Below are 18,493 nucleotides of genomic sequence, written 5' to 3' on the forward strand. Positions count from 1 at the left end.
GAATATGACTCCAAGTCATTCATTGGGGATAAAAAATGAGCAAAATATTTAGCGCGTTATTGGTCGGTTTCTTCTTTTCTCATATGCTTCACGTTCTTCATTAAATCTCTGTTCAGTTAATGATATTGATTGTTTAGCTGTATGAAGCTTATTTTTAAACTCACTTTTTGACTGTGTTTTGTTATCTTGAGAAAGTTCAGGAACGACAGCGCCGCCCATCAGATAAGCTTTTTTCTTCGCTGCTGTTTCTTTATTTTCTAAATCCTCTAACTCTTCTTTTTGTGCTTCTGTTAAGTGTAGATTCTTATCTACTTTCTCATCGGTTAAATTAATATTTGATGTTGAACCTATAGCCGCTGCTGAACTGCTTTTACTATTATTTTTAGTGGTGTGAACTTTTATTTCATTATCAGCATTAAGATCTGCTTTATCTTCTTTATTGAGTTTAGATTGAAGATATTCGCCAACTTCGCCGAGTCTATTTTTCGGGTTGTTTTCATTGCCTCCCTGTGTAGCATCTTGCAAAGATGCGGCAGGGAAGGAAGCTGGAGCCAACGGCGAGGGCTTAAGCTGTTTCTGTTCAATGTGGTTAAGTGCTTTTGCCTCTTGTGATACTTTCACTTCTTGGAGCACGTCAAAGCGTGCTTGTCGCTCTGGATTGCGGCTATGGCCTCTATGGATAGTCGCCGGTCTGTCTAAGCTGATTGCCTGCGCCTCTTGCTCAACCGTTCTGAGAGGGGGCAGGATAGCGTCAAACTCTGCTTTTTGTTCTTTCAGTGATCTGTGATCGATATGCGCATCGATGCCAGCCTTTTGCATGTGCTCGTTTGCTGCGTCTGCCCAGCTCTTGCGCCATTGCTCTAACAGTTCTTTATCGTTCCATTTCCTTTCCTTCTGACCGAACCCCGCGCCATCAGGAGTAAGGAGGCGAGTAGTTAGCATTACGTGAAAATGCGGGTTGTCGCTATCGAGTTTGTGGAAGGCTATATCAGCAATCATTCCATTTTTTACAAAATTCTCTTGGCAAAAATCTATTGCTAACGCCTTTTTTTGTTCGTCTGTCATTTCGACAGGAAGCGCAATATTAAACTCGCGTGCTAACTGCGCATCTTTTCTTTTTTCGCTTTTTTCTATCGTGTTCCATAAATACGCAGGCTTTAAAAAATTACGGTCTGCGCTTTCAGGTAATAATATCACACTGTCTGAAATACCTTTCTTTTTGCTGTAGTCGTGGATCTCTCCTGTGTGTTCGTCCATTAATTTTTCGCCGTGGCGATAAGCTGCCGCAGCTACGCTACTATGCCCCTTGCTGCGTGTTATTGTTTGAGCGCTCATATGAAATATTGCCATTGTTTTTATCTCCTGATATTGAAAGCACATACTTTTTAAAACAAGAAAAATATATTTGTTTTTTTAAAAATTGATTAAGTAATATTGAGCATAAAGCGAATATTACTTTTTATTTTTATGCGTTAGTAAATCCCCATTTATGGGGCGCGCACATTCGAAGAATGTATAAGTGCGCTATTGTAGTTTTTAGCAAAACTAAAATAGCCGCTATACGTAAACCTTTTATCTATAAAATCGCGCTCTGGAAATTAAAATACATATATCGCGCTTTACTTAAATAAATAAATATATTACTTAAAATATATATAACAGAAAAACATAAAAATAAAAGAGGTGAAATATGAATGATAATGATAAAAAAATAGAAGTGGCAGCGTCTGAACTTGTTAGATTGATTATTAAAAAGCTACAAGATGAAAATACGGATGTTATATGTAGAACGAGCTTATTTATAACTTACAATCTTTTTTCTCATGAAAGCGATTTTACTGTTGTTTATGACACGTTAGGGGGAGATCTGGAATGATTGGAAATTATAACAATGATTACGACTATGATGATAATGAGTATTTAAATGATGACACTATAGAAATCCCTTTGAGCTGTGAAGATGACGAATATAGAGAGGATTATTTAAGAGAACAAGAGCAAGAACAAAAATCTGTTTTACAGAAAATGATTGAGTATAAAAATGAAAATACATTTTTTGGTCATTTATACGAAATGTCCGGCATTTTTGGTTTTACTGTTGTTTTATTGTTAGGGTTTATTTTTACGCTGCCGATTTTGTTTATAGCTGGATTGATTGCGTTTTTTATTACGATAAAAGAAAAAAGAGGCTCTAAAAATGGCATTTAATATTGATAAATATAATAAATTGAAAAAAGAACTTGAACAAAAAGCAAACTTACTAAATAGGTTGGAGCAAGAAATGAAAGCTGAAAAAAGAAAAGAAGATACAGCGCGCAAAATAAAAATTGGTGCTGAGTTAATAAGGATAGTTAGAGAAAATAGCAAAGAAGTATCTGACGAGTTAGATTTTATTAATGATTTATCGCTATTGGTCGGGGCTTTAACTAATCATATGGTATTAAAAAGAATATACGATCAGCGCGAGTTTTTGAGAGCGGAAGGGGATAAGAGGCTTAACGAATGGAAACTAAAAAACAATAAAAAAAGGAGTAAAACGGATGAATAACTTAAGACCTAACCCGAACCCTCCACGCGAGGGAACGGCGGACATGATTAACCGCCTGAACTTCTATGATACGTCTTTTACTTGCTTACATTTTTTAATGATAGATTTTGATAATGACATGCAAGAAATGAAAAGAAAAAAAGATTTTAACCCGCTCCAGCTTTTAATCAAGCACGATAGAGCAAGTTTATATTTAGAGATATTAAATATTATTAGAATATCACTTGCTAGCAAAACTTTAGATATTCAAAGTGAAGAGCTATTGAGTGCTTATTTATATTTTAATAAAAAAGATGAGTTAGATATGGGGGAGGATGCGAGAATAATAGGTTTTGTGTTTAGAGACTTTGTAAAACAAAGAATAGAAACAGCGATTAAAACTATTGAGGAGAAAAATATATGAATATATTAGGTTTAATAGCAAAAGCAAAACCTGCTGTAGACGATGGCGGCGGTAGTCTCATTCCTGCCGCGATGGGTTTTTTTATTTGTGCTTTTTTAGTTGCTATCATTGCCTCTGTTGTTTCTAGTGCTTTTCGTTCTGCTAAAAATTCAGCAGACGTGAGTATAAACAATGCAAAAAAATATCACATAGCACTAATAAAAGAGCAGTATAGAAAGAAAGGCGGGGGCTGATATGTTTTATTTAATATGTATGGTTTTTATGGTCATATTTTTTATTGCTTGTATGTTGTCGGTTATATATGCGTCTGAAATATATCAGTGGCAGCATTATAACAGCTATAAGTTTAAGCAATGGTTAAAAAGTGGGAGTATAAAAAAAGATGTGCATGAAGAAAAAATAAAAAAGGAAGTGAAAAAAATGCCTATAGATTATATATTAAAACTTCTTAAAAAATACAATATAGATTTTGATGCTAACGAGTTTGTAAAAGCAAGTTTTAATATTAAGATGAAATACTACAAGTTAATATTAAATGAAAAGGAGAGGCTGAAAGAAAATAAAATATTAGATGAAGCAGTTAAACAAAAAATAAAAATAGAGACTGACACATTTGACGCTGAAAAATTTCAAAAAGAAGCTGATGAACGTTATAAGTTATTCATGGAACGCCGCAATCTCTCCAATAGAGAAAAATAACAACTCCTATATTTAGGACGTCAAGAAGAATGGCGGGGGTTCCCTTTTAAGGGTTCCGCTATTGTTCTTGATGACACATAGATAAAGAATTTTTATGAGTGGGTGATTCACGTAGTGAAACACTCCACCTATTAGACCTTTTTATCACGGCCTTACATGAAAAAGCATATGTTTAGATCTGCTGAAATGTTCTTAGTACAATCATAAATTATGCTTGAGTGGTACTTCTCTTTGCATGTAAATACCGTCGTTTGGGCGTTTTCGCTCTTCAAAATGGATAGCTAATGATAGATACATTATTGAGTTACGAGCTAAGCCAATGAGTTGCATAATTCTTGATTCGAATTGGCTTATTGGCACTAAAAGACAATGTGATGATAGTTTTTCTTTTTCATGGATTTTTGCTTTTAAGTCTGAATGCTTAGTATTTAGTTTGTTAATCTTTTCTTTAAGCTGTATAGATAAATGAGGGTCATTGTCTTCATTTGTTTTTTTTATCTTTAATTCAATTTCTCTAATTTCATCTGGTATCGTATTGACCTCTCTTTGCAATTTTGTAAATTCTTCATCATTGTAAGTATTATGTGATGTTGCGAGTTCATAGCCAAAATCATCAACAATTTTCAATGAACGATGTTCCATAGCATTTCTGATTTCAGCAAATGCTACAGCATTTGGATCTAACCATTTTGATACTGAATCAGAGCTACCAACTTTGCGAATATCTTTTAATATATAGAATAAAGCATGGATAAAAGGATTATCACTATCCTTAAGTTTTTTATGGGGCTTCCATTCATTATTCTTGCCTGTGAAGTCGCGAAATAAATTGTCGATGCTTATTTTTCTGTCATGCTTCAAGTCATTTAAATCAAAAAAATGGCTAATTAGGTATGCTATTTTGTCAAAAAGTGAATATATTATTCTGAATGCTGATTTGTATTGGGCAACCTTTAAATTGTTAATTGAGTAAGTCATATCTTCAACGTGTTGAAAAGTTGAGTTGAATATATGAGGCGCATCGTCCGGTATATCCTTTGAGGAGTATATTAAATACCGCGCATAGCAGTAATCATTTTTTAATTCATCATAATTACCATGATATGATAATTCTTCATGCATTGTAAGCGCACCATTAAGAGATTGGATAAATGATGGTAATGAAAAAATATCTTGGTAAGTAATCTGGTAATCGCAAACATCATTTAAATCATTAAGGAAAAGCTTGTTTTTTGCACACCATTCAAAATACTTTTTCTGTTTTATTGATGTAAGTTTTTCAGTGTATTTCATGAAATAATCGAAAGATGATATCTCAAAATTATCCTCAAACCATTTTTGGAAATTGTGTAATCGCCCCCCATCTTCAAGTGATTCTTTTTGTTCTGGATATTGTTTTTTGAAATTATCGAGTCCCTTTTTTAATAGATTGTAAGCAATGAAATAATGATATTCAGAATGTCCTTCATCGTATAGTGAATTTCCAAGAAATAATTCATTATTGGCTTTTGATATAATTGCTACGGGATTGTTATCTATAGAAATAGCTTTGTCATAGTGAGGGATACAGCATAGTGCTCTTCCCTGTGATGAAAGACGGTTAGCTAAATTTGTCTCAATCATAGATCTAAGACTATCATATGCATGAATGTTATTTACGTGTTCCTGCCAGTTTGCTTTAGGGAGAGTATGTATGGCTTTTCTGTAGAAGATGACCGATTTCATCAAATCCTCTGAATACCACTCTGTTTTACGTGTTTCATAGAGTTTGGAATAACAATTTCCTAGACAGTAGAGATAATGGGCTTCGTACAAGGGGTGAGAAAAGGTGAAATCCTGTTTTGTATAACTTTCGACTAACGCAGCTAAAGAAGCGTGATCACATGTTATGATGTATTGATCCGCAAGTTTACTGAACTCCTCAAGTTCATCTTTTACCATTAACAAGGGAACTCCTTAAATATTGATAATTACTGATTGCCGAACTTCGATATTAAAAGATAGTATACATTTCTGTGTTTTATCATGCGGCAATAGACTTATATTTTTGTATTTGGACGTAATCACTCCACCATTGCATTAACTCGGCACGCTCGGCTAAATATTCTGCACGGTTGTATGCCGCAATGATTTCATCTTTTTTAGAGTGAGCGAGGGCTGCTTCAAGAACTTCTGTTCTGAACTTACTGGATTCCTCGGCGGCAGTTCTGGCAATAGAACGCATACCATGTGCCACCATTTCACCGCCAAAACCCATGCGGATGATCGCAGCGTTAGCTGTTTGCTCGTGCATATGGCTAAGAGGAGCTTTGATGCTGGGGAAAACCCACTCACGATGTCCGCTGATTGGCTGCATTTTTTCGAGGATGCGTAGTGCTTCTTTGCTAAGCGGAACCTTATGAGGCCGTTTCATCTTCATGAACTCTGGCGGGATGTTCCAAAATTTATTCTCAACATCAATATCTGCCCAACGCGCCCGAACGGCTTCCCCCGGACGAACCCACGTCAACAACTGCCATTCGATCAGCATACGTGTTTCGAGTCGTATGGAAGCATTAGCCAGCGCAATCATAAATCTTGGCAGCTCGCTGGGGGGAAGGGCAGGCATATTTTGCTTTTTAGGCTTACTGAAACGCTGTCCAAGATTGTCAGCCGGATTGAACTCGATGAGTTCTTCTGTTGCGGCATAGCGGAAAATTTCATTCAGTCGTGAAATTATGCGCCGCAAGGTTTCCAGAACACCGCGTTGCTCAATCGGATCAAGATGCTGCTTTAAGAGCTTAGGGCGTATTTCTTTGATAGGGACATTGCCCAGACCGGGAAAGATGTTTCGTTCAAGGCTACGCCAAATATCATCAGCGTGGTCTTGTGAGATGCCCGAGGTCTTTACCTTCTCATCTAACCACTTACGAGCAACAGCCTGTAGCGTGTGTTCAGTAGCATCCTTTAGGGCATTGGCTTTATCGCTATTATGGATCTGTGGGTCGATGCCATTGGCAAGTAAGGTGAGGTATTCATCACGTAAAGCTCTTGCTCTCGCTAAGGTAAGATGAGGGTAGGTCCCAAGGCTCATCTTCGTCCGTTTTTTAGTCACTGGCACAGGATACCTGAGATACCAATTTTTCTTCCCACCTTTTGCGATGGGGGCTATGCGGAGAAGTAAGCCATCGCCATCAAACAGGCTGATTTCTTTATCTGCAGGTTTGGTATTTTTGATTTCAGTATCGGTGAGTTTCTTAGCGAGCTTAGCCATTTTGGACCCTCTAGTTTTGGACCCTTAACGTTGGGTCCCAAAAAGGGTGCCATAAGTAGTAGCTTCTAGCAATTCTCTGTAGACTTCAATAGACGTAAAAAAGCCCGCGAGGCTGGTTCCAAGCGGGCTTAATAGACTTCAGTATACTTCAAACAACTAAAAAGTGGTGGAGCTGGGGGGATTTGAACCCCCGTCCGGAACTACTCTACCGTCGGTACTACATGCTTAGTCAGTCTTTACATTCGCTTGCCAGCTGCGGACAGACACGCCACTAACAAACTAGCCTGATTAGATTTAGCCCTTCAACCCCAGGCAGGGCATCCACGCGATCTCTTTTGGGTTTGACCTCTCTTGATCCCCGTCCTAAGAGCGGAGGCTAGGGAGAGAGGGCTCTTAGCAGGTTATTAAGCTGCTAAAGCGTAGTTTTCGTCGTTTGCGACTATTTTTTTGCGGCTTTTTACGAGGCAAACCGCCCCTCGGCATGCACCTTGGGCTTTGCAAATCCCGTCGAATCCAGAATCAGCCCCCAAGAAACTGTCACCAGTATACCAGAACTTACCGTTGTTAAGCCAGTGGCTTAGCGATTGGCGTTCTTCATGATACGGGCTTTATCTAACTTCCATTCACGTTCTTTAATGTCATCACGCTTGTCGTGATCTTTTTTACCTTTCGCTACGCCGATTTTGACTTTGCTCCAGGCATTTTTCCAATACATGGACAGCGCGACGACCGTGTAGCCATCACGGCTGACGCGGCCAAACAGCGAATCCATCTCGCGTTTGTTGAGCAGAAGTTTGCGTGTGCGGATGGGATCGCAAACAACGTGCGATGAGGCCACATTCAGCGGCGTGATCGTTGCGCCAAACAGGTAAGCCTCACCGTTCATGAAGGTGACATAGCTGTCGCTGAGGTTTGCTTTGCCTGCGCGCAGTGATTTGACTTCCCATCCTTGCAGCACAAGGCCAGCCTCAAATTCTTCCTCAATGGAGTATTCGTGACGGGCGCGCTTGTTCTGCGCAATGGTGGCGGAACCGGGTTTGTATGCTTTTTTCTTTGTCATAGTACCGTCATTATACTGGATGTCATTGGGAATGAAATCCCCGCCGTGCGTCCGTGTCGTGGTTAATGATATCGTGCGATAAGCTTCGCAGAATTTTTGTCTGCCGGGCTATCAATGCTATTATTTTGCGCGTTTTATGAATCTCGGAAAATAGTATGCCAAAGATAAGTCGTTCCGCATTGGTGCCGTTCAGTGCAGAGCAGATGTACAAACTGGTGAATGATGTCTCTTCCTACCCCGCGTTTTTACCGGGCTGTACGGGGAGTCGCGTGCTCTCTTCCTCAGAAGAGGGGATGACTGCCGCAGTAGATGTTTCCAAAGCCGGTATCAGCAAGACATTTACTACACGTAATACGCTGACGCACAACCAGAATATCAATATGCAACTGGTCGATGGCCCATTCCGTCAACTGAGTGGCGACTGGCACTTTACACCGCTGAGCGCCGATGCCTGTAAAGTTGAGCTGCATCTGGAATTTGAATTCACCAATGCCTTGATTGAACTTGCTTTTGGCAAAGTATTCAAGGAGCTAGCGGGGAATATGGTGCAGGCTTTCACGCAGCGAGCAAAAGAGGTTTACAGTGTCCGCAATGCAGGTTGATGTGGTCTACGCGTTGCCGGAACGCCAATATCTACGCACGGTGAAGCTGGAAGAAGGCAGTACGGTCGAGCAGGCGATTGTGGCATCAGGTCTGCTGGAGTTGCGCCATGATATCGATTTGCAGGTGAATAAAATCGGTATTTACAGCCGTGCGGCGAAACTGGCCGATGTGGTGCAGGATGGTGACCGTGTGGAGATTTATCGTCCGCTGATTGTCGATCCGAAAGAGCTACGCCGTCAACGTGCTGAACGTTCTAAGAATAAAGCCTGAGCAATGCCGTTAAATGACAAGTGACGTTCTCCCGATGGCACATTACCAATGCGTCCTTATAAAAAACACAGGCAAACCTGAAATATTCAGATTTGCCTGCTGTTGTACCCATCGTATATCAAGCCGCGTGTGCGTTGGCTTTCCTTAAGTACTCTGCCGCAGTGGGCTTCGTCTTAAAGCGACGCTTCTAGCTGATAGGATCATTCATCCTGATTCAACTTAGCGGCATTGAAAGCATTAATCCAGCGCAGGCTTGTTGTTGATGTTGGTTAACACGCCACTGCCGCTGAACGTTAGCGTCAGCGTCTGTTGTTTTACCGATTCATGGCCAGGCTGCTGGCGGAAGACGTAAAACCAGGTATCGCTGCCAAACGGATCCTGCATCATAGGCGTACCCAGCGTATAAGCGACCTGTTGTTTGGTCATGCCGGTGTGAATTTTCGCAACGTCAGCCGGTGCCAGATAGTTTCCCTGATTGATGTCCGGCCGATACACCACCTTTTCCAGCGTGGAACAACCGGCGGTCAGCATAACAACCACCGCGGCGACGACAGTCAGCGTTTTACAGCGCATAGTGATTACATTCCTTAAGGGCATAGGTTGCTGATGATAATAGACCTTGCAGGACTTGGAAACCTGCAAGGCGATTGTATGACCCCAGGAAGGTAAAAAAGTTGAGCTTTTTTACCTGTAATGCGCCTTTCTTGCCCTGTGTCGGCAGCAGATTTTAGGCTGCCAACAATTCTTTGGCGTTCGCCAGCGTGTTTTTGGTCACGGCGCTGCCACCCAGAAGACGAGCCAGTTCCTGTAACCGCGCACGTTTGTCCAACGGTTGCATCAGCGTTTCCGTTTCTGCACCGTCCGTTTGTTTGCTCACGAAGAAGTGCTGGTGACCGCAGCCTGCAACCTGTGGCAGGTGTGTCACACACATAACCTGCGTCGATTCGCCGAGCTGGCGCAGCATTCTGCCGACGATGGCGGCTGTTGGCCCGCTAATACCCACATCGACTTCATCGAAGATCATTGCTGGTGTGTCCATTTTCTTCGCGGTGATGACCTGAATAATCAGTGCAATACGCGACAGCTCGCCACCCGATGCCACTTTCGCCAGAGTCTGGTGCGGTTGACCGGGGTTGGTGGTTACGCGGAATTCGATATTGTCGGCACCGGTGGCCGTCAGGCTGTCTGGCGTAAACTTCACATCAATGGTGAAGTAGCCGTGCGGCATCGCCAGTTCACGCATATTGGTGGTGATGAGCTGTGCCAGTTCGCTGGCATGGTGCTGACGACGCACGTGCAATTGTTCGGCAAGCTGTAACGCCTGCTGATGATATTCACTGACGGAGGCACTGAGCACCTCATGGTCGCTTTCCTGCTGTTCCAATTGTCGGTGTTCTTCCTGTAATTGCTGATGGAACGCTGGGATCGCTTCTGGCGCGATATGATGTTTGCGTGCTAACGCCAACTGACGTGACAGGCGCTGTTCCAGTTCATACAGTCGAATCGGGTCGAGATCCATCTGTTCGCTGTAGTGGCGCAGTTCATCACTGGCTTCGCTAAGCTGAATGCCCGCTTCTTCGAGCATGGACAGCACACCGGACAGCGTTTCATCCATACCGATCAGTTCGCCGAGCTGACTTTTTACGCTGTGCAACATACTGAGTATGTTTTGCTCTTCGTCTTCGCTCAGCAACTGCATGGCCTGCTGGCTCATCGTCAGTAGCTGACCGCTATTTGCCAGACGCTTGTATTCAATATCAATGTGTTCATATTCACCGAGCTGTGGGGCGAATTCATTCAGCTCTTTTAATTGATATTGCAGTAGTTCTCGGCGGGCTTCGCGTTCAATAGCTGCTTGTTGCAACTGCGCCAGTGCACGGCAGCTTTGGTGCCACTGATGCCAAACCTGTTGCATAGCAACCAGCAATTTCGGTTCATCGGCATAAGCATCCAGCAGGTGTTTTTGATGATCGGGGCGCAGCAGTAGTTGATGAGCATGCTGGCCATGTATCTGAATCAGGTGCTGGCCGAGTTCACGCAGTTGAGACAGCGGCACGGCGGTGCCGTTAATAAAGCCGCGTGAACGACCATCGGCGCTAATCACGCGGCGTAACAGGCACTCATTACTGTCATCCAACTGGTTTTCTTCCAGCCACTGACGTGCCATTGGGGTATCCGTCAGCGCGAAGCGGGCGCAGATGTCCGCTCGGGCAGCCCCCGGCCTGACCATGCTGGCGTCAGAACGATTTCCCAGACATAAACCGAGGGCATCAATCGCAATTGATTTCCCCGCACCGGTTTCTCCGGTGATTACGCTCATCCCTGACTGAAAATCGATTTCTAATTCGCGCACGATGGCGAAGTTACTGATAGTGAGTTGCGCCAGCATGATAGTTTTCCTGTATGGGAACTGTGTTTACATACAGTATAAACTGGTTTTATATACAGTAAAGTAGCTTGGTGGAATTTTAGAATAATTTTTTTGACCAGCCGAGCTTTGAACTTAGTGTATTGAAATAACTGTAATTTTTTGGATGAATCAAATTCAGGTGATGTTCACTACGGCGAATCAGCACTTCTTCGCCTTCCTGCACTGGCAGCGCAATCTGGCTGTCACAGCTGATTTCCAAATCGTTGGTAATGCAGGAAAATTTCAGCCGAATCGTGCTGCTGCTATTGATCACCAGCGGGCGGGCAGACAATGTGTGCGGGAACATCGGCACTAGCGCAATGGCTTCCAATGACGGTGTTAGGATAGGGCCGCCAGCGGAAAGCGAATAGGCGGTTGAGCCTGTGGGCGTGGCGATAATCAGGCCATCTGAACGTTGGGAAAAGGCGAATCTGTCGTCAATATAGACTTCAAATTCAATCATGTGTGCGACTTTCCCTGGGTGAAGTACCACTTCATTAATTGCGGTACTGATGCTGTCGGGCTGGTTTGTGCGGCAAACGTGTGCTTCCAGCATGAAGCGCTGTTCGCTCAGATAATGGCCGTCAAGAACGTCAGAAAGCTGCTGCTGAGCATGATCGGGATCGAGGTCAGTCAAAAAGCCGAGATTGCCACGGTTTACGCCGATTACTTTGATGTCATAGCGCGACAGCACGCGCGCGGCGCCCAGCATGTTGCCGTCACCGCCGACGACCACGGCGAGATCCGCCTGCTGACCGATGTCGGCAAGGCTACCTGTTGGTGCGTCTTTCAGGTTAAGTTCCCGTGCAATCTGTTGTTCGATCAGCACGGAGTAACCTTTTTCGGTGAGCCAATGATAGAGCATCTCATGCGTTGCCAACGCCGTTGGGTGGCGCGGGTGGCCGACAATGCCAATACAATTAAACGGCTTGTTCATTGTAAGCGGTGTGTTCATTGCTGTTTTGTCCTCAGCGTGGTGTATCGGCAGCAGCAGGAACCAATATATGACAGGTTCCCTTGAATCTCCGGTTTTGATCCCCATAATAAGCAACTAGCGAGATTAATGCTAAACCGCGGAGAATTTCATGAGTAGTAAAGAACAGAAAACGCCTGACGAGCAAGTCCTGGATCAAAAGGAAGCAGCAAAAGGGCAGCAAGCGGATGCCGCGCCAGAGACGGCAGACGTAGCTGACCCGCGTGATGAGCGCATCGCCGAGCTGGAAGCCCAGTTTAGTGAACTGCAACAGCGTGAACGTGACAATATGCTTCGCGTCCGTGCAGAAGCCGATAACGTTCGCCGCCGTGCGGAAATGGATATCGAGAAAGCGCATAAATTTGCGGTAGAGAAATTTGCCAGTGAAATGCTGCCAGTCATCGATAACCTGGAACGTGCGCTGGATACGGCGGACAAAGCCAATGAATCACTGGCTTCAATGATTGAGGGTGTCGAATTGACGCTGAAATCGTTGCTGGATGCCGTGCATAAATTCGGTATCGAGGTGGTGGGCGATGTGGGTGTACCGTTTAACCCAGAAGTGCATCAGGCTATGACGATGTTACCTTCAGCCGATCACCAGCCGAACCATGTCATGATGGTAATGCAAAAAGGCTATACGCTGAACGGTCGTTTACTGCGTCCGGCGATGGTTGCTGTATCAAAAGCACAAGACTAATACTCTCTGCTTTTACGCACGCTATTTAAAACGTATCTTCATCCTAAACCCCGTGCTCAGCATGGGGTTTTTTGTTTGTATACCCGTCATACTTCAAGCTGCATGTGCGTTGGCAATACTCGGCTCATCTCTGAACCTCGCCCTGAAGGGTCGCCACAAGCGGCGTTCAAATTGGCTAAGCCAATTTGTCTTCGCTCACCCCAGTCACTTACTGGAGTAAGCTCCTGGAGATTCACTGTGTCGCCGCCTTCCTGCAACTCGAATTATTTAGTGTACATTTTGTTAAGATTTGTTTGATAAAAAAGATGTTTTTTAGATTTTTAATGACTCATCATCATTAGCTATCAAAAGAATTGGTATTACCAATCTAAATGCACTTGATAATCATTATCATTTTTGTGAGAGTAATAAACAACAGCGTTAGAAGGGTCATACTATGCCGGGTGTTATTGAGTCAACAAGCCGTACATCAAGGAAGGTAAAACTTTCTCTGATGGGCCCGGCGTTTATCGCGGCGATTGGTTATATCGATCCGGGTAACTTTGCCACGAACATCCAGTCTGGCGCGGCCTATGGCTACACGCTGCTGTGGGTTGTGGTGTGGGCGAACCTGATGGCGATGCTGATCCAGCTATTGTCGGCCAAATTAGGCATCGCAACGGGTAAGAATCTGGCGGAACATATCCGCGATCGCTTTCCGCGTCCTGCTGTTTGGGCGTACTGGGTACAGGCCGAAATTATTGCGATGGCGACCGATCTGGCCGAGTTTATCGGTGCAGCGATTGGTTTCAAACTGCTATTGGGCGTGTCGCTGCTGGAAGGCGCGATCCTCACCGCGATTGCCACTTTCCTGATTCTCATGCTGCAACAGCGTGGTCAGAAGCCGCTGGAGATGGTCATCGGCGGCCTGCTGCTGTTTGTTGCGGCGGCGTATATTGTCGAACTGGTATTTTCTCAGCCTGAGCTGTCCGCTTTAGCCAAAGGCATGGCAATCCCTAGTTTGCCGACTTCCGATGCCGTGTTGCTGGCCGCAGGCGTGTTGGGGGCGACAATTATGCCGCATGTGATTTACCTGCATTCTTCCCTGACGCAGCATGAAGGCGGTCATTCCCGTGCCGAGCGCTATTCTGCAACGAAAGTTGATGTCGCGATTGCGATGACGATTGCCGGATTCGTCAATCTGGCGATGATGGCAACGGCGGCGGCGGCATTCCATTTCAGCGGTAACCAGGATATTGCCGATCTGGATAAAGCCTACCTCACGCTGGAGCCGCTGTTAGGTAAAGCCGCCGCGGTGATTTTCGGTCTGAGTCTGGTGGCGGCAGGCCTTTCTTCCACCGTTGTCGGTACGCTGGCGGGTCAGGTAGTGATGCAAGGGTTCGTGCGCTTCCATATCCCGCTCTGGGTTCGCCGAGCCGTGACGATGCTGCCATCGTTTATCGTAATTTTGTCCGGTATGGATCCGACGCGAGTGTTGGTGTTGAGTCAAGTAGTGCTGAGCTTCGGGATTGCGCTGGCGCTGGTTCCTTTGCTGTCCTTCACTGGCAATCGTGAACTGATGGGGTCGATGGTTAACGGAAAATGGGTACAGCGCATCGGACAACTTATTGTCGTGCTAGTGGTTTCCCTGAATATGTATCTGCTGATTGATACGATCATAGGGATATAAATCTGGTGCCACATAGCGTGGCACCGTTTCGCTATTTGCTTGCCTTCCTCAACTCTGTCACCGGCACGCCGCCGATTCCCCAGTTGTCCGTTTCAACTTCATCAATTACCACCACAGTGGTTTTCGGGTTTTTATTGAGCACATCGACCAGCAGCTGAGTTACGCCTTCAATCAATTGACGTTTTTGTTCAGCGGTGACGCCTTCATTGGTGATTTTGATGTTGACGTACGGCATAGGTTCTCCGGAGTTAGAGTGATGAGCGGCGATTGGGTAAGCAGAGCCCAGCCGCGATGAAAAGTGCTGCTGCGCTACACAGAATCGCAGGTGCGACAGCGTGGGTGTCCGTCAGGACGCTGGTGAGTAGTGGGCCAAGAATCTGACCAATACCGTAAGTGAGCGTCACCAGCCCAAGCAGGTTGATGCCGTGCGGCGCGCGTAGCCGCTTGGCTAATGGCATCACCAGTGAGGTGGTTCCCATAAAAGTAGCACCAAAGCCGATACAGCTGAATATCAATGCCACCAGAGAGTGGCTGAACAGCGTCAGCAGGACACACACGCCTTGAATCAGCAGATTAGCTGTCAGGCAGGGTAACGTTCCCCACCGACTGGCGGCCCACAGCCAGAAGAAACAGCCAGGGATGATTGCTAGCCCAACCAGCGACCATAAATGCAGGGATAAATGCGGTATGCCTAGCGCCGTCACCATCAGCGGCAGATAGGTGGCGACGACGATATAGCCGAAGCCCGCGAGGCCGTATAGCAGCGCGAGCCGTCGCCAGCCAAGGTGAGGCTGTTCATCAACATTGACCATAGGCTGCTGCGGTACGGTCGTTTTGTGCGGCGAAAGTATGAGTAGGGCGAGCAGAAGTAGCGTGGAGATCAGCGCCGCTCCCCACCACAATAGTTCGGCCGTTAGTACGTAATGCCGTCCCATGATGATGAATTCATTGCCTAACACGATCCCCACGCCAACCCCAGCATAGAGCGAGGCGATAATGCCAGTATGCCTTGTGTGGTGTAAAACGATTAGGGATCCGAAGATCATCATCGCTGCGCTGGCGATCCCCGCGATGAAGCGAATGAGCATGACCAGCATCGTATTGGTGGTCAATGTCATCGCGAAGAGCAACACGCTGGTCGCCGCCGCTGCGGTAAACAGCAGGAACACTGGTTGAGAGGTTGAGGCGCGACGGCTGAAAGAGAAAAACAGGCTGCCGAACAGATAACCGACGTAGTTTGCGCTGGCAATATAGGAAAGCTGGCTGAAGGTGAAATCACCTTCTTCCAGCATGACGGGCAGCATCGGTGTATATAAAAAGCGCCCAAGCCCCATACCCAATGCCAGTACGATTGTCCCAAAAAGGGCAAGAGTCAGCGTGCTCGATAGGGCGATAAAGCGCGGACGTTCCATCATGCGATGACCCAAGACATAGAGAATATGTCGTTATCCTGCCCGTTTTCTCGTCAAATAAAAGTGAATAGTCATGAATAGGTTGATGACGCAGAGAGAATGTTTTCTGGCAGAAATACGCTGGTGAAAATCGCCTGTTATATCAAGCCCGGCTCCATTGCACTGTTCCGCTGGAGCCGGGTTTTTTTACCTCAATTGCGATTAGCTGATGGTTTTACTGAACGCGTCGACAGCAATAATCGCGTGAGCGACGTCTTCAGCCGTTAATCCGCTGTCCAGATTTTTCAGCGTATCGGCGTCGCTGCACGCCAGTTCACCCACTTTGATCAAATTCTCAAACGGCTCATTTTCCAGATGCAGATCTTTTAGCAGCGTCGGCATGTTAATCGCGCGGTAGAAGCGAATGTAGCGTGCGATTTCCTCGTCAGGACGTTGCTCCAGCACCATATGTGTCAGCGTGCCGTAGGCGACTTTTTCCCCATGCGTGAGGTGGTGGATGTCGCCTTTGATCGCGGTAAACCCGTTGTGGATGGCGTGAGCGCCCGCCAATCCGCCATTCTCAAAGCCCAAGCCGGAAAGTAGCGTGTTGGCTTCAACTACGGATTCCACTGCGGGTGTTACCACACCTTTTTCCACCGCTTTGTAAGCACTATAACCGTAGGCTAGCAGCGTTTTTTCGCAGGTTTCGGCAATCGCCATGCCCGCTAGCGTAGGTTTACCGCCCAGCATAGAAAGTGCGTGAGAGCGCAGAACCGCCTGTGCTTCGACAAAGGTTGCCAGACCATCGGCAATGCCGGAGGCAAACAGGCGTGCTGGAGCCTGCGCACACACGGCGGTATCGACCAATACCAGATCGGGATTCTTGTCGTAAAAGCGGTAGGACTCGAACACGCCCTCGTCGGTGTAGATGACGGACAGCGCGCTGCACGGTGCATCCGTTGAGGCCACGGTTGGGACAATCGCGACATTGTGTTTCAGCTCATCAGCAACCGCTTTCGCCGTATCCAGCGTTTTACCGCCGCCTAACCCAACGACAATGTTGGTGCCCGCGTCGCGTGCTAGTTTAGCAAGACGGGTGATTTCGTTGCTGGACGCCTCACCGTTAAAACGCTCGTAATGGTAGCCGATGCTCACCTGTTTGAGGGACGCATCTACGCGCTGGCCGATGATGTCCCAAACAATGCCATCTGCCATCAGAAACGCTTTCGTTCCCAGAGGCTTGAGTTGTTCACCCAGTTCATCCAGCACGCCGCGACCCTGAACATATTTTCTAGGTGAAGAGAAAATGAAATGACTCATGTTATCTACCTCGATGATGTGGTTTGAGAAGTGATGCGGTATTGAATTCGAGTGAATCATGGAAGGCGGTTGCGGTACGCGCGTTATGACGAGACAAATTGACGGTGGTGATGGGGAAAACGAAAGCGCAGCACGACTTCCTGAAACGTGACTGATTTAAGGTATAGCATAGTCGATAAACGCGAGATGGACGAAAAGAGCGGAATGAGAGAATGAAACTAAACCATGAATATCATAGGTTTGGTGCGTGACGATGCCGTAATTTCCACCAGACATACGTTTCCTTATTCGTTTATGCGGGAGTTCAAAAGGGATATGATGGCTTCGTTGTTATAAATGAATGCGCTCTTCCAACCATCGATCACCGAGGTGTTTGCATGTCGTCTCCTATTGATATCGTCGAAAAGAAGCTGCTATCCGATCACTGGTTTATTCTTCACAAGTATGTTTTTGATTTGAAAAGAAAGAATGGTGGCGTAGTACGCCAAATTCGTGAAGTTTACGATCGTGGCGATGGTGCGACAATTCTGCTGTACAACCGGGCGAAAGGCACGGTGATTCTGACACGACAATTCCGTATTCCTACCTACGTTAACGGCAACGAAAGCGGCATGCTGCTGGAAGCCTGTGCCGGTTTGCTGGACGACTATTCGCCCGAAGAGTGCATCCGCAACGAGGCGATAGAAGAAACCGGTTATGCGGTTGGTAACGTTGAGAAGTTGTTTGATGCCTACATGTCGCCCGGCGGCGTAACAGAACGGCTGCACTTCTTTGCTGCCGAGTACGATGAATCGCTACGTGATAATTCGGGTGGCGGTGTGGAAGATGAAGATATTGAGGTACTGGAGCTGCCGTTCAGCGAAGCCATCGCGATGATGAACGATGGGCGGATTAAAGACGGCAAGACCATCATGCTGCTACAGCACGCGATCATTCGCGGCTGGTTTGCCAAAGGGTGAACGTATTTTATGGCACACGGCTCTCTCCGTGTGCCGCTTGATTTGTAGTGGTAGCGTTTTCATTTTTGGGTAATGCCGCAGTGACTATGTGATCATGTCGATTATTACCTGAGTAAACGTTTTATTTATTCTTCTGTGACTCAGTTTTAACTTAAATTTCAATGTTATGGGTTGGTTTTTAGGTTGATTTTCATCACTTTTATCGGTCAGGTATAGACTTTTTTGAAGGAAATTT

At 45.6% G+C, this 18,493-nt stretch carries 21 protein-coding genes and 1 other RNA gene; 11 read left to right on the forward strand and 11 right to left on the reverse strand.

The genetic code is table 11. The annotated features are described in order from the left end of the window. Positions 1-48 precede the first annotated feature (48 nt). Positions 49-1,380 carry a hypothetical protein gene (locus DCX48_17350; protein ID QXE16121.1) on the reverse strand — a complete coding sequence of 444 codons (1,332 nt, stop codon included), beginning with the start codon at positions 1,378-1,380 and terminating at the stop codon, positions 49-51. 310 nt (positions 1,381-1,690) lie between these two features. Here DCX48_17350 and DCX48_17355 point away from each other — a divergent pair, with 310 nt between their 5' ends. From DCX48_17355 to DCX48_17380, 6 genes are read left to right on the forward strand one after another with little or no spacing between them, the layout of a single operon-like run. Next, the gene (locus DCX48_17355) at positions 1,691-1,876 is read left to right on the forward strand and encodes a hypothetical protein (GenBank protein ID QXE16122.1); all 186 of its coding nucleotides are present in this window, start codon (positions 1,691-1,693) and stop codon (positions 1,874-1,876) included. Further along, on the forward strand, positions 1,873-2,208 hold the full coding sequence (locus DCX48_17360; protein ID QXE16123.1) for a hypothetical protein: 336 nt from the start codon (positions 1,873-1,875) through the stop codon (positions 2,206-2,208). Before DCX48_17355 ends, DCX48_17360 begins: the two co-directional genes overlap by 4 nt. Further along, on the forward strand, positions 2,198-2,548 hold the full coding sequence (locus tag DCX48_17365) for a hypothetical protein (protein ID QXE16124.1): 351 nt from the start codon (positions 2,198-2,200) through the stop codon (positions 2,546-2,548). The genes DCX48_17360 and DCX48_17365 overlap by 11 nt, the downstream gene beginning before the upstream one ends. Beyond that, on the forward strand, positions 2,541-2,951 hold the full coding sequence (locus tag DCX48_17370; protein ID QXE16125.1) for a hypothetical protein: 411 nt from the start codon (positions 2,541-2,543) through the stop codon (positions 2,949-2,951). Before DCX48_17365 ends, DCX48_17370 begins: the two co-directional genes overlap by 8 nt. Further along, positions 2,948-3,184 carry a hypothetical protein gene (locus DCX48_17375; GenBank protein QXE16126.1) on the forward strand — a complete coding sequence of 79 codons (237 nt, stop codon included), beginning with the start codon at positions 2,948-2,950 and terminating at the stop codon, positions 3,182-3,184. The genes DCX48_17370 and DCX48_17375 overlap by 4 nt, the downstream gene beginning before the upstream one ends. A 1-nt stretch (position 3,185) precedes the next feature. Next, a complete protein-coding gene (locus DCX48_17380) occupies positions 3,186-3,650 on the forward strand; it encodes a hypothetical protein (protein QXE16127.1) in 465 nt (154 codons plus the stop codon). A gap of 201 nt (positions 3,651-3,851) precedes the next feature. Here DCX48_17380 and DCX48_17385 read toward each other — a convergent pair whose 3' ends face one another. The 4 genes from DCX48_17385 to smpB form a co-directional block, all read right to left on the reverse strand. Beyond that, positions 3,852-5,591, reverse strand: coding sequence for a hypothetical protein (locus tag DCX48_17385; protein ID QXE16128.1), 1,740 nt, complete (start codon positions 5,589-5,591; stop codon positions 3,852-3,854). 82 nt (positions 5,592-5,673) lie between these two features. Next, complete coding sequence (locus DCX48_17390) at positions 5,674-6,903, reverse strand: DUF4102 domain-containing protein (GenBank protein QXE16129.1); 1,230 nt, start codon at positions 6,901-6,903, stop codon at positions 5,674-5,676. A gap of 164 nt (positions 6,904-7,067) precedes the next feature. Then, positions 7,068-7,430, reverse strand: a transfer-messenger RNA (tmRNA) gene (ssrA, locus tag DCX48_17395). A gap of 50 nt (positions 7,431-7,480) precedes the next feature. Beyond that, entirely contained in the window at positions 7,481-7,963 is a 483-nt protein-coding gene (gene smpB, locus DCX48_17400; protein QXE16130.1) for an SsrA-binding protein SmpB, read from the reverse strand. A 155-nt stretch (positions 7,964-8,118) separates the two neighbouring features. On the opposite strand from smpB, the gene DCX48_17405 reads away from it, so the two are divergent. Together DCX48_17405 and DCX48_17410 are read left to right on the forward strand one after the other, a co-directional pair. Next, entirely contained in the window at positions 8,119-8,565 is a 447-nt protein-coding gene (locus tag DCX48_17405; protein QXE16131.1) for a type II toxin-antitoxin system RatA family toxin, read from the forward strand. After that, positions 8,546-8,836 (forward strand): RnfH family protein, encoded by a 291-nt coding sequence (locus tag DCX48_17410; protein ID QXE16132.1) that lies wholly within the window; start codon positions 8,546-8,548, stop codon positions 8,834-8,836. The genes DCX48_17405 and DCX48_17410 overlap by 20 nt, the downstream gene beginning before the upstream one ends. A 237-nt stretch (positions 8,837-9,073) precedes the next feature. Here DCX48_17410 and bamE read toward each other — a convergent pair whose 3' ends face one another. From bamE to nadK, 3 genes are all read right to left on the reverse strand, one after another. Next, entirely contained in the window at positions 9,074-9,409 is a 336-nt protein-coding gene (gene bamE / locus DCX48_17415) for an outer membrane protein assembly factor BamE (GenBank protein QXE16133.1), read from the reverse strand. Positions 9,410-9,563: 154 nt separating this feature from the next. Continuing rightward, a complete protein-coding gene (gene recN / locus DCX48_17420; GenBank protein ID QXE16134.1) occupies positions 9,564-11,225 on the reverse strand; it encodes a DNA repair protein RecN in 1,662 nt (553 codons plus the stop codon). Positions 11,226-11,304: 79 nt separating this feature from the next. Then, on the reverse strand, positions 11,305-12,183 hold the full coding sequence (nadK, locus tag DCX48_17425) for an NAD(+) kinase (protein ID QXE17287.1): 879 nt from the start codon (positions 12,181-12,183) through the stop codon (positions 11,305-11,307). A 148-nt stretch (positions 12,184-12,331) separates the two neighbouring features. On the opposite strand from nadK, the gene grpE reads away from it, so the two are divergent. After that, a complete protein-coding gene (gene grpE / locus DCX48_17430; GenBank protein QXE16135.1) occupies positions 12,332-12,919 on the forward strand; it encodes a nucleotide exchange factor GrpE in 588 nt (195 codons plus the stop codon). Positions 12,920-13,355: 436 nt separating this feature from the next. After that, a complete protein-coding gene (mntH, locus tag DCX48_17435; GenBank protein ID QXE16136.1) occupies positions 13,356-14,588 on the forward strand; it encodes an Mn(2+) uptake NRAMP transporter MntH in 1,233 nt (410 codons plus the stop codon). A 31-nt stretch (positions 14,589-14,619) separates the two neighbouring features. Here the strand turns inward: mntH and DCX48_17440 are convergent, their stop codons facing one another. The 3 genes from DCX48_17440 to DCX48_17450 form a co-directional block, all read right to left on the reverse strand. Then, positions 14,620-14,823: a 4-oxalocrotonate tautomerase family protein gene (locus DCX48_17440; protein ID QXE16137.1), complete on the reverse strand. Its 204-nt coding sequence runs from the start codon at positions 14,821-14,823 to the stop codon at positions 14,620-14,622. Between the two features lie 13 nt (positions 14,824-14,836). Further along, a complete protein-coding gene (locus tag DCX48_17445; GenBank protein QXE16138.1) occupies positions 14,837-16,003 on the reverse strand; it encodes an MFS transporter in 1,167 nt (388 codons plus the stop codon). A 198-nt stretch (positions 16,004-16,201) separates the two neighbouring features. Continuing rightward, positions 16,202-17,299 carry a glycerol dehydrogenase gene (locus tag DCX48_17450; GenBank protein QXE16139.1) on the reverse strand — a complete coding sequence of 366 codons (1,098 nt, stop codon included), beginning with the start codon at positions 17,297-17,299 and terminating at the stop codon, positions 16,202-16,204. Positions 17,300-17,676: 377 nt separating this feature from the next. Between DCX48_17450 and nudK the strand changes: the two genes are divergently transcribed. Further along, positions 17,677-18,258 (forward strand): GDP-mannose pyrophosphatase NudK, encoded by a 582-nt coding sequence (gene nudK, locus DCX48_17455; protein QXE16140.1) that lies wholly within the window; start codon positions 17,677-17,679, stop codon positions 18,256-18,258. Positions 18,259-18,493: the final 235 nt, after the last annotated feature.

Source organism: Pectobacterium atrosepticum, from assembly GCA_019056595.1.
In the GTDB taxonomy this organism is placed as follows: Bacteria; Pseudomonadota; Gammaproteobacteria; order Enterobacterales; family Enterobacteriaceae; genus Pectobacterium; species Pectobacterium atrosepticum.